This window comes from Nonomuraea sp. NPDC049269 (genome assembly GCF_043197155.1).
In the GTDB taxonomy this organism is placed as follows: Bacteria; Actinomycetota; Actinomycetes; order Streptosporangiales; family Streptosporangiaceae; genus Nonomuraea.
The window spans coordinates 254,052-264,743 of the sequence record NZ_JBICSO010000012.1; the positions used below are offsets into that span (position 1 = coordinate 254,052).

General features: G+C 71.0%; 10 protein-coding genes. 3 read left to right on the forward strand and 7 right to left on the reverse strand.

Annotated features, from left to right (window positions below; all coding sequences use genetic code 11):
- Positions 1-15: 15 nt before the first annotated feature.
- The 5 genes from ACGFNP_RS53315 to ACGFNP_RS53335 all read right to left on the reverse strand — a co-directional run bounded on the left by ACGFNP_RS53315 (position 16) and on the right by ACGFNP_RS53335 (position 5,145).
- A complete protein-coding gene (locus ACGFNP_RS53315) occupies positions 16-774 on the reverse strand; it encodes an IclR family transcriptional regulator (RefSeq protein ID WP_393331648.1) in 759 nt (252 codons plus the stop codon).
- A 14-nt stretch (positions 775-788) separates the two neighbouring features.
- Positions 789-1,715: a PDR/VanB family oxidoreductase gene (locus ACGFNP_RS53320; protein ID WP_358321424.1), complete on the reverse strand. Its 927-nt coding sequence runs from the start codon at positions 1,713-1,715 to the stop codon at positions 789-791.
- A gap of 40 nt (positions 1,716-1,755) precedes the next feature.
- A complete protein-coding gene (locus tag ACGFNP_RS53325; RefSeq protein WP_358321427.1) occupies positions 1,756-1,947 on the reverse strand; it encodes a hypothetical protein in 192 nt (63 codons plus the stop codon).
- A gap of 5 nt (positions 1,948-1,952) precedes the next feature.
- Positions 1,953-3,002, reverse strand: a complete 1,050-nt coding sequence (locus tag ACGFNP_RS53330) for an aromatic ring-hydroxylating dioxygenase subunit alpha (RefSeq protein WP_358321430.1) — start codon at positions 3,000-3,002, stop codon at positions 1,953-1,955.
- 91 nt (positions 3,003-3,093) lie between these two features.
- Positions 3,094-5,145: a GTP-binding protein gene (locus ACGFNP_RS53335; RefSeq protein ID WP_393331652.1), complete on the reverse strand. Its 2,052-nt coding sequence runs from the start codon at positions 5,143-5,145 to the stop codon at positions 3,094-3,096.
- Between the two features lie 190 nt (positions 5,146-5,335).
- Between ACGFNP_RS53335 and ACGFNP_RS53340 the strand changes: the two genes are divergently transcribed.
- On the forward strand, positions 5,336-5,890 hold the full coding sequence (locus ACGFNP_RS53340; protein WP_393331655.1) for a hypothetical protein: 555 nt from the start codon (positions 5,336-5,338) through the stop codon (positions 5,888-5,890).
- Here ACGFNP_RS53340 and ACGFNP_RS53345 read toward each other — a convergent pair.
- On the reverse strand, positions 5,887-6,978 hold the full coding sequence (locus ACGFNP_RS53345) for a TetR/AcrR family transcriptional regulator (RefSeq protein WP_393331658.1): 1,092 nt from the start codon (positions 6,976-6,978) through the stop codon (positions 5,887-5,889). The genes ACGFNP_RS53340 and ACGFNP_RS53345 overlap by 4 nt on opposite strands.
- A gap of 105 nt (positions 6,979-7,083) precedes the next feature.
- Between ACGFNP_RS53345 and ACGFNP_RS53350 the strand changes: the two genes are divergently transcribed.
- Both ACGFNP_RS53350 and clpX read left to right on the forward strand, forming a co-directional pair.
- Complete coding sequence (locus ACGFNP_RS53350) at positions 7,084-8,262, forward strand: cytochrome P450 (protein WP_393331661.1); 1,179 nt, start codon at positions 7,084-7,086, stop codon at positions 8,260-8,262.
- Between the two features lie 19 nt (positions 8,263-8,281).
- Positions 8,282-9,499 carry an ATP-dependent Clp protease ATP-binding subunit ClpX gene (gene clpX / locus ACGFNP_RS53355; protein ID WP_393331664.1) on the forward strand — a complete coding sequence of 406 codons (1,218 nt, stop codon included), beginning with the start codon at positions 8,282-8,284 and terminating at the stop codon, positions 9,497-9,499.
- Positions 9,500-9,503: 4 nt separating this feature from the next.
- On the opposite strand, the gene ACGFNP_RS53360 is transcribed toward clpX, so the two are convergent.
- The gene (locus ACGFNP_RS53360; protein ID WP_358321446.1) at positions 9,504-10,490 is read right to left on the reverse strand and encodes a phosphotransferase; all 987 of its coding nucleotides are present in this window, start codon (positions 10,488-10,490) and stop codon (positions 9,504-9,506) included.
- Between the last annotated feature and the right edge of the window lie 202 nt (positions 10,491-10,692).

The window sequence follows — 10,692 nt, forward strand, 5'->3', positions numbered from 1 at the left end:
GGATGAGCCCGCAGGTTACGGACGTGCGGTCATGAGCGCGCGGGAGATGGCGCGGGCGCTGGTGCGCACCAGCGGGGCGAGCGCGTGCGGCGAGACGCTGCCGTGGTGGACGACCAGGGACACCGCCGCGACGACGTCGCCCCCGGCGCCGTGGATCGGCGCCGCCACCGACACGGCGTCCATGGTCACCTGCCGGTCGCTGACGGCGTAACCACGGGCGCGGGTGTCGGCGAGCGCGGCGCGCAACCGGTGCGGGTTGGTGATGGTGCATTCGGTATAGCTTTTGATGGGCGCTGACAGCACCTGTTCCCGCACGTCGTCCGGGGCGTGGGCGAGCAGCACGAGTCCGACGCCGGTCGCGGTGAGCGCGAATCGGCCGCCGACCCGGGTGAGCACCGGGACGGCCTTGCTGCCCGCGATCCGCTCGACGAACACCACCTCGGTGCCCTCCCGCACGGCCAGCTGCACGTTCTCCCGGGTGACCTGCGACAGATCCTCCAGGTAGGGCAGGGCGGCCTCACGCAGGCCGAGGCCGCGCGGGGCGAGCGAGCCGATCTCCCACAGGCGCAGGCCGATGTGGTAGCAGCCGGCCGGGTCCCGCTCCAGCGCGCCCCAGGCCACCAGGTCGGCGACCAGCCGGTGCACGGTGGAGACCGGCAGCCCGGAGTGCCGGGACAGCTCGCTGAGCGTCAGCGCGCGCCGGTCGGGCGTGAACGCGCCGAGGATCTGCAGCGCGCGTGCCACCACGGGCCCGGTCCGTTCGCCCGTCGGCATCGGTGGCTCCCCTGTCAGAGTTCGAGGACGAGTCTCGGGCAGGCGGCGCGGGAGACGCACAGGAACATGGTGTCGTGGGCCGCCTGCTCTTCGGGGGTCAGCAGCGAGTCGCGATGGTCGACCGTGCCGGCGAGCACGGTGGTCTCGCAGGTGCCGCACGTCCCCTCACGACATGAGGATAGGACCTGTACGCCCGCCTCCTCCACGACCTCCAGGACCGACCGCTCCGGTGGGACGGTGAGCGTGCGGCCGGTGCGGGCCAGCTCGACCTCGAACGACGCCGTACGTACGGGATCGCCGGGGTCTTGGGGCGAGAAGCGTTCGACGTGCAGGGGGCGGTTCGCGCAGCGGCGCTCGACGGCCGCCAGCAGCGGGGCCGGACCGCAGCAGTAGACGAGGGTCTCGGGCGGGGTGCGTTCCAGGATGGCGTCGAGGTCGAGCAGGCCGTGCTCGGCCTGGGGCCGTAGGGTCACCCGGTCGCCGAATCGGGCGCGCAGCTCGCCGGCGAACGCCATCGACGCGGCCGTGCGGCCTCCGTAGACGAGCTCCCACTCGGCGCCGGCGGCGGCGATCATCGGCAGGATGGGGGTGATCCCGATCCCGCCGGCGATGAACAGGTAGCGGGGCGCGGGGTGGAGCGGGAAGTGGTTGCGCGGTCCGCGGACCAGGACCGCCGTGCCGGGGTGGAGTTCGTCGTGGACGTACGCCGAGCCGCCCCGGCCGGCGGGCTCGCGCAGGACGGCGATCCGCCAGGTCGTGCGCTCGGCCGGGTCGCCGCACAGCGAGTACTGGCGTACGAGGTCGTCCCCGAGAACGAGGTCGATGTGCGCGCCGGGCGTCCACTCGGGCAGTTCGGCGCCGGCGGGGTCACGCAGGTCCAGGACGACGACGCCGTCGGCCGCCTGCCCGCGCGCGTCCACGACCAGCTTGCGCTCGGTCATCGCGCCGCTCCCGTGCCTCGCGCGGTCAGTTTGCGCTCGGTCATCGCGCCGCTCCTTCAATAGCCTGCGCCGTATGGCCGATCGGGTGGGCGAGCAGCCACTCCCACACCTCGATCGGCCCCTCGGCGACCTGCGTGGCGCCGCAGTGACAGGTGCCCTCCAGCAGGTCGCTGCCGGGCAGCCACACCACCCTCAGCACCTCGCGGCCGGTGAGCATGCGGTCGGGTGCCATGCCGGTCACACCCGGCCGGACGCGCTCTGCCCGGCCTGGCGGGCGAGCAGCCGCCGCGCCGCCAGTCCGCCGGTGTCGATGTTGATCGACAGCTCCTGGTAGCCGGGGGGTTCGGCCGCGATCACCTGTTCCAGCACGTCGAGCGCGGCCACGTCCTGGAGCACCACCGTACGGTTCTGCTCGGCCAGGAAGTCCGACACGCCCTGGTCGTCGAGGGCGAAGTCGCGGGCCACGGCCCAGAAGTCGTGCGTGGTGTGCTCGGTCTCCGGCGTGATGGCGTACACGACCTCGACGTGGAAGGCGTCCGGGTCGCTGCCGTCGGCGCGGGGCAGGACGCCGGGCGGCGCGATGCGCGAGTGCAGCTTGTACAGGCACGGCGGCGTGTACTCGATGTCCTGCCAGCGCATGATCCGCCCGCTCAGCCCGGTGGACTTGGCGTAGAACGGCGGGCACTCCGCGTCGTCCATGTGCCGGCTGACGTAGACGATCCCGGCCTCCTCGTCCACCTCGGTGGTGATCGGTGTGGAGGCGACCTCCGGGGTGCCGATGTAGCCGCCGTGCAGGTACGTCTCGTGCGAGAGGTCGAGCAGATTGTCCACCAGCAGCCCGAACCGCGCCTTCAGCGGCTCCATCCCGGACACCGTGGTGTACTCGGGCGAGACCAGCCATCGCGCCCGCGGGATGCTCGCGGCATCGGCCTTGGCCGGGTCGCCGATCCAGACCCAGACGAACGAGTCCTGCTCCACGACCGGGTAGCCGGTCAGCCGCGCGGTCCGGGGCACCCGCGTCTGGCCCGGAACGGCGACGCAAACGCCGTCGGCGCCGTAGGTGAACCCGTGGTAACCGCACACCACCTGGTCGTCCACCACCCGGCTCGGCGCCTGGGACAGCGGAAAGCGCCGGTGCACGCAGCGGTCGGACATGGCGGTGACGGCCCCGGCGCGTGTGCGCCAGAACAGGATCGGCTCACCGCAGACGGTGCGCCCGAACGGCTCCCGGCCGATCTCACGCCCGTACGCGGCGACGTACCACTGATCGCGGGGAATGCTCGACATCGGCCGGCTCCTTCGGTAGGCGAGTGAGACCGATGGTGACCTCCGTCATACCGGCGGCGGAACGCCGTTTCCCGGATGCCGGAAACCCAACTCAGACCCGCCGCATGACGTGCAACAGGTACTCCTTGCGGTCCAGCGGGTTGTGGTCCGTGCGCGGCCGGACCGGGACCGCGCCGGAGACGGGCTGGTAGCGGTCGAAGGCCGACTCCAGCACGCCCTCGCCGCGGGTCAGCGCGGGCAACTGCTGACGCAACTCGTGTACGCGCGCCGCTGGAATGTCCCCTTCGACCAGGCAGGACGCGCCCCGCATGGCCGGTGTGCGCGGCACGGCGCGCAGCCGGGCCAGCTCCGGCAGCACGGTGCCGATCGTGTCGGCCGGCACTTCCAGGGTGAAGCGGTGCATCGGCTCGTGCACCCTGGTGCCGGCCTGCCTCAGCGCGTTCATCAGGACCAGCGGCGTCAGGTTGCGGAAGTCCGCGCCGGTGCTCGACATGCTCTTGTCGAAGACGGCATGGGAGTGGCTCTGCCGGGGCGAATAGCCGGAGTGCGTCATGGTGACCGTGCAGTCGGTGACCTGCCATCCGTGCAGGCCCTGGCTCAGGGTCTCCCGTACGGTGTCCTCGACCGCCCGTTGGAAGGCCAGCGGCAGCGCCCCGGGCGAGACCGCCAGCCGGTATCGCATGCCGGTGCCGGTCGGGGCGGGCTCGACGCGCAGCCCGACGGTGGCCAGGAACGGGTTGGGCGCCTTGCCGTTGAACTCGACCGCCGCGCCGGTGCCGATCGGCCGTTCGACGCAGATCGTGGTCGTCTCACGGAAGGCGACCTTGAGGCCGAAGTCGGCGGCCAGCGTCGCCTGGATGACCTCTTTCTGCACCTCGCCGTAGAGCGAGACGTAGATCTCCTGCCGGAGGTCGTCCTGGCGCAGGTCGATCAGCGGATCCTGCTCGGCGAGCTGGGCGAGCGCGACGCGCAGGGCGCCCAGCTCGGCGGGGCTCGCGGGGACGACGACCGTCTCCAGGGTGGGCGGGGCGAAGTGGTGGCGGCCGGGGCTCTGGCGCGGTTCGCCGATCGAGTCGCCGATCTGGATGTCGGCCAGGCCCCACAGCTTGCCGATCTGACCGGCCGTGACCGAGGAACGCCGGACGTCGGCACCCTGGTCGAACACGCTCAGCGCGGTGACCTTCTCCTTGTCGGGGGCCTCGCGCTCCTTGTCAGGGGCCCCGCGCTCCTTGTCGCGGGCCCCGCCCTCCTTGTCGCGAGTCCCGCCGCCGAACCGCAGCCGGTCCCGTACGCGTACCGTCCCGGAGAACATCCGGACGTAGGCGATCTTCTCCCCCGCCGGGCCACGTTCGACCTTGAAGACCGTGCCCGAGACGGGGTCGCCTTGGGACGCGGCCGCGGGCAGCAGTTCCGCGATGCCGGAGGTCAGCGCGTCCACACCCGCGCCGGTGATCGCCGAGCCGAAGAACACCGGGTGCGCCAGGGCCCGCCCGGTCTGCGCCGCGAGCTCGCCGCGCAGCCGCCGGTAGGAGACGGCCGTCTCGTCATGGACGTACGCCGCCAGGAAGGCGTCGTCCTGATCGGCCAGCAGCTCGGCCAGCCGCGCGGTGAAGGCGGCGTCGACGGCCCCGGACGGCGCGAAGGCGGCATCGCGGGTGCCCAGGTCACGCACCGAGCCCATCGCCACGATCGCGGGCGACAGCTTCTCGGCGATGGCCCGCAGCAACCCCTCGTCCTGCGCGCCACGGCGGTCGATCTTGTTGACGAACAGCAGGGTGGGGATCCGCAGCCGCTGCAGCGTCCGCATCAGCACGCGGGTCTGGGCCTGCACGCCCTCCACCGCGGAGATGACCAGCACGGCGCCGTCGAGCACGCTCAGCACGCGTTCGACCTCGGCGATGAAGTCGGGGTGGCCGGGCGTGTCGATCAGGTTGACCGTGACGTCGCCGATGGCGAAGGAGACGACGGCGGACTTGATCGTGATGCCGCGCTGCCGTTCCAGGGCCAGGGAGTCGGTCTGGGTGCTGCCGTCGTCGACGCTGCCGATCTCGTCGATGACCCCGGCGGCGTGGAGCAGCCGCTCGGTCAGGCTGGTCTTACCGGCGTCTACATGCGCCAAGATCCCCAAGTTCAACGTTCGCATCAAGCGTTCTGTCCTCTAGATAGGTGGCAATTGCCGTAAAGGGGGACAAGAACGCTTCACGCATTTCAGGCTCCTGGGATCGACGGACAGATGCCGGGAGTACAACAGACGGCCGCCGAACGGGGCAACCGATTTTGCCGCCGCCCGGGCGGAGTGGCGTAACGGCGAAAGCACGCGTATCGAAGGGACCATGGACGTTTCCCTCTTAGTGAGCCTCGCCAGCGCGGTCGCGGCAGTGGCGGCGGTCGCGCTGTCGATACGGCAGGCCCGCGCGGTGTCCCGGCACGCCCTGCTGCCCGTGGTGCTGGGGACCTTCCAGGAGGCGCGCAGCACCGAATGGTTCGAGGCCCGTGATTTCATCTTCCAGCGGCTGGCCACCGACCATCCGCCGGACGGCGGGGTCACGGGGCTGCCGGAACCGGCCCGCGCCGCGGTGCGGAAGGTCGGGTTCCTGTTCGACAACGCCGGGCTGCTCATCGCCCATCGGACGGTGCCGGAAGACCTGGTCCTCAGCTTCTTCGGCGAGAGCATCCCGGAGTTCTGGCGGATCCTGCAGCCCTACATCCGCAAGGAGGCCGAGCTCAGGGGCATGGGCTACATGGTCTTCTTCGAGGACCTCGCGGCCCGCGCGCGGGCCCGCCCGGCCGCCGACATCCGCCGGGAGCTCGGGCTGCGCCGGGTGGAACAGCCACCGGTCCGGATGTCCCCACCAGAGGCGGCATCGCCTGGACCTGACGTCGACTAGGCGGACTCCTGCTCGTGCCGCTCGAACGGCGGACCGGCCGAGGCGGCGGCGTGGCAGGCGCCGTAGCCGTCAGCCCGGGTCACGATCCGCCCGGACGCCACGCGTACCGCCGTCTCGGTGGCGTCACTGACCGCCGGCACGCCCGCCGCCGCCGCGAGCGCTCCCGACTCGTCGCACACCACCCGCAGTCGCGGCAACGCCGCCGCGGGGAAAGCCTGACGCAGGCAGGAACGCAGGTCGGCGATCACCAGCCGGGCCAGCGGCGCCAGCTCGTCCACCACCCCCGTGACCAGCACGACCGTGACCTCGGCCGCCGGCGCGGCGGCGCGCACCGCCTCCTCCGCCGCCGACAACCGGTGCAGCCCGAGCACCGCCACCACCCCGTCGCCGGCGAGCTCCACCGGCTCGCCTCGGACCAGATCCACCGCCACCGGCGGCGCCCACCGCTCATCGACCACCCGCGCCTGCGGCACGATCGACGGCTGCGGCCACCGGTCACCCAGATCCAGCTCCGCCAGCTGCTCACACGCGCTGACCACGTTGAACGGGTCCACGAAACCGGGCGCCACGGCCGCCAGCTGGCTCGCGCCGTGCAGCATCGTCAGCGCCATCTCCGCCACCCGCACCTGCCGGCCGGCGGACGGGCGCAACCGTTCCAGAGCCAGCCCGAGCAACATCGCGTCCAACATCATCAGCTGCGCGAACGGCCGGCGCATCCGCTCGTCCGCGCCTACCTCCGGCAGCAGATCCATCCCGAGCCGGCCGGCGCCGTACTGATCGTCGGTGGCCAGGGGCAGCCGTGTCACCCACGCGCGCGCGAACGCGCTGAGCGCCTCCGCCACGGTCAGGCCCGGCTCCGGGTGCGGCGGCTCGGGGGCGCGCTCGGCCAGATCGGCCAGCATCGCGAAATACAGCGCCCGCTTGCCGGGGAAGTTGGAGTAGACGGCGCCCCGCGTGAGCTCCGCCCGCTCGGCGATGCTGTCGATCTTCGCGTCCCGGAAACCGTGCTCGGCGAACTCGTCCTTGGCCGCGGCCAGCACCTTGGCACGGTTGCGCTCCTGCGTCTCTGCCCTGGTGAGCCGGCCCATCGTCCTCCTCGCTCCGGCGTTTGCCGTACATCGGCAACCAAGATACCGTCACCATTCGTATGATGAGATCATCTGATCTAAACATCTGAAATTCCAGGAGGATGCGTGACCAGCGACGTTCCGCAGATCGACCTCACCGACCCCGGCGTGTCCCGCGACCCCTTCACCGCCTATGGCCGCGCCCGCGAGCTGGCCCCCATCGCCCGCGTGGGCGTCCCCGGCTTCGGCCCCATGTGGGTCGTGACCCGGCATGCCGACATCAGGACGATGCTCGGCGACCCCCGGTTCGAGATCAGGACCGACAGCTTCATGCGCCCCGACGTCCCCGAAGACTGCCTGCCCTACATGCGCACCATGGCGGAGATGAACGGCACCGAACACCTGCGGCTACGCCGGCTCGCCGCACCCGCCTTCACCGCCCGCCGCGCCGCCGACTTCGCCCCGCGCATCGCGTCCATCGTCGAAGCCCTCCTCGACGACCTGCCCGGCCACGGCGCCGTCGACCTGATGACGCGCTTCGCCCGGCCACTGCCCATGGACGTCATCTGCGAGCTCGTCGGCATCCCCGAGGCCGACCGCCTCCGTTGGCGCGAGTACGGCGCCACCGTCGTCACCAGCGCCGGCCCCGCCTTCGCCGCCGCCATCCCGGCCATCATCGACGGCGCCAAGGCGGCCGTCGCCCGTCGAAGGGCGGAACCCGCCGACGACCTGATCTCCGACCTCATCCACGCTCAGGAGGAGAACGGCGACCGGCTCAGCGACACCGAGCTCGTCACCCTCATCTGGCACCTCGTCATGGCCGGCCAGACACCCACCAACCTCATCGCCAACGCCGTCGAAGCCCTGCTCACCCACCCCGGCCAGCTCGCCGCGCTGCGCGCCGACACCGGCCTCATGCCCCGTGCCATCGAGGAGCTCATCCGCTGGTGCGGCCCCGCCCTGCTGACGATCCCCCGCTACGCCCGCGAAGACGTCGACCTGTGCGGCGCCCCCATAGCCAAGGGCGACGCCGTCACCGCCTCCGTCGCCGCCGCCCACCGCGACCCCCGCGCCTACACCGACCCCGACCGCTTCGATATCACCCGGCCCGCCGGACAACCCGGGCACCTCGGCTTCTCCCACGGGCCGCACTTCTGCATCGGCGCCGCCCTCGCCCGCGTACAGACCGAAGTCGCCCTCGCCACCCTGCTCCGCCGCTACCCCGGCCTCGCGCTCGCCGAGCCCGCGCCGCGCGCACCCGACCCCGGCACCTGGCGTCTGTCCTCCCTGACCGTCACCCTCTGATCATCGAGGAGCTACCTCCGTGGTCCGCGACCAGCCGACATGCACGTTCTGCCGGAAGACCCAGCAGCAGGTCCGCAAGCTCATCGCGGGCCCCGCCGGAATCTGCATCTGCGACGAATGCGTCGAACTCTGCACCGAACTCATCGACGCCGACGAGATCGCCCCGCCCCGCGACCTGCCCACACCACGAGACATGCACGAACGTCTCGACCACTACGTCATCGGCCAGGACGCCGCCAAGAGAACGCTCGCCGTCGCCGTCTACAACCACTACAAACGCATCCGCCACACCGAGGACATCGAACTCGGCAAGTCCAACATCCTGCTCATCGGCCCTACGGGCAGCGGTAAGACCCACCTCGCCCAGACCCTGGCCAGAATGCTCGACGTGCCCTTCGCCATGGCCGACGCCACCGCGCTCACCGAGGCCGGCTACGTCGGCGAAGACGTCGAGACCATCCTCCTCAAGCTCATCCAGGCCGCCGGCGACGACATCGCCAAAGCCGAGACAGGCATCGTCTACCTCGACGAAATCGACAAGATCACCCGCAGGAGCGACAACCCGTCCATCACCCGCGACGTCTCAGGCGAAGGCGTCCAGCAGGCACTGCTCAAAACCCTGGAGGGCGCCACGGTCAGCGTCGCGCCCCAAGGCGGCCGCAAACACCCCCACCAGGAAGTCCTCCAGATCGACACCACCAACGTGCTGTTCATCGCGGGCGGCGCCTTCACCGGCCTCGACCACATCATCGAGCAACGCACCGGCCACAACAGCAGCGGCTTCACGACGACCGGGAAACCCGCCCCCGACCCCCACGCCACTCCCGCCGACCTGCTGACCTTCGGCCTCATCCCCGAACTCGTCGGCCGGCTGCCGGTGATCTCCACCCTCCACCCGCTGGACCGGACCGCGCTCACCCGGATCCTCACCGAACCACGCAACGCGATCGTCAAGCAGTATCAGCGGCTCTTCGAACTCGACGGCATCGAGCTCGCATTCACCGAGGAGGCCATCGCCGCCATCGCCGACCAGGCGCTCGCCCGCCGCACCGGCGCCAGAGCCGTCCGCGCCCTTCTCGAAGAAGTGCTGCTCAACCTCATGTACGAAATGCCGACGCGCGACGACGTGGCCAGGATCGTCATCGACCGCGACACCGTGCTCGGCAACGTCAACCCCACCCTGGTGCCCCGTGACCACCCCGACCGGCGACCGGAACGCCACGACAAGTCCGCGTGACACCTCACCCGCCGACGAAGGCCAGCGCCTGCTGCAGATTGTGCTCGGCGATCCCCCGCATGGCCTCCCGCCCCGGAAAATCCCCCTCGATCAACCGCAGGGGCCCGGCCACCAGCGACAGGCGCATCGCCAGCGTGTAGAACGACATTCGCCGCTCATCCAGCCCGTCCCAGCTCAGCGGCGCATAATCCTCGTGGAAGCGCAGCCGCAGAAACGCGTGCTCCCATTCGACGTCGAAGTACAGCAGCCCCTCGATATCGATCAGCACCGGCCGCCCATCGCCGTCCACCAGCACATGATCCGGCCCCAGCTCCCCATGAACCAGCACGTGCGCCGAGCGCGGCCGCACCCCCGCCGCCAGTTCGCGGAGCACCCCCTCCAGCCGATCACGAGCGGCCGCGAGCCGCGGCTCCCGCGCGGCGCCCTCCTCGAGATCGACGAGCGCTCGTTCGAAGACCACCTGCTCACACGACCGGCCCGTGGCCACCCCGCCACCGTCGACCAGGGCCACCTTGCCGAAACCCGGCCCCGTGTGGCCCCGCATCACCTCGAGCATCTCGGCCAGCCGCGCCAGAACCGGCTCCGCCGCCGCCGGATCACGCTGGAGCAGCGCCTCCAGGGTGCCGCCCAGCACGTCCTCGACCACCGCGACATCCGCCGGATACAGCTCCCGGCCACGGTCGGCCAGATAGATCCGTGGCACCCGGACCCCGGCGGCCTCCAGACGCCGATGAGCGGCCTCGAACAGCTCCAGACCGGAAGCGGGCGAGAACGCGTCCGCGTGATCCTCGACCTGGAGACCGGGCCAGTAATTCTCGGTCGCGTCCCAGATATAGGCGATGGCGGTCGAACCGTCGTCGAGAACGAGCCGGTACACACCCTTCTTGGTGCCGCCCCGAAGCCGCAGCACATCGACCAGCCGGTGCTCGGCACCCAGCGCCGCTCGCACCACACCCGTCAACTGCTCGCGCACGGCGAACCTGCGTTCCACGCATCCCCCAACGCTCGATCGACAACTGCCAGGTGTGGGACGGTAACACGGTGTTGATGCCACCTGGCCCGCTTCGCCCCGAAGTTCACCGGCCGAAGGGCCTGGCGCGACTCGGTGACTTCGGAGAGGTTGGAATAGACGCCCGATATGCGGCTGTTGGTATCGCGGTGGCGTAATCGCCACAGGTGGCGGCGGAAGCAGT

Bases quoted from the DNA above. Each gene is read 5' to 3' on its own strand.
- ACGFNP_RS53335 (WP_393331652.1), bottom strand. From the start codon at position 5,145: ATGCGAACGTTGAACTTGGGGATCTTGGCGCATGTAGACGCCGGTAAG.
- ACGFNP_RS53325 (WP_358321427.1), bottom strand. From the start codon at position 1,947: ATGGCACCCGACCGCATGCTCACCGGCCGCGAGGTGCTGAGGGTGGTG.
- ACGFNP_RS53330 (WP_358321430.1), bottom strand. From the start codon at position 3,002: ATGTCGAGCATTCCCCGCGATCAGTGGTACGTCGCCGCGTACGGGCGT.
- ACGFNP_RS53315 (WP_393331648.1), bottom strand. From the start codon at position 774: ATGCCGACGGGCGAACGGACCGGGCCCGTGGTGGCACGCGCGCTGCAG.
- ACGFNP_RS53340 (WP_393331655.1), top strand. From the start codon at position 5,336: ATGGACGTTTCCCTCTTAGTGAGCCTCGCCAGCGCGGTCGCGGCAGTG.
- ACGFNP_RS53345 (WP_393331658.1), bottom strand. From the start codon at position 6,978: ATGGGCCGGCTCACCAGGGCAGAGACGCAGGAGCGCAACCGTGCCAAG.
- ACGFNP_RS53320 (WP_358321424.1), bottom strand. From the start codon at position 1,715: ATGACCGAGCGCAAGCTGGTCGTGGACGCGCGCGGGCAGGCGGCCGAC.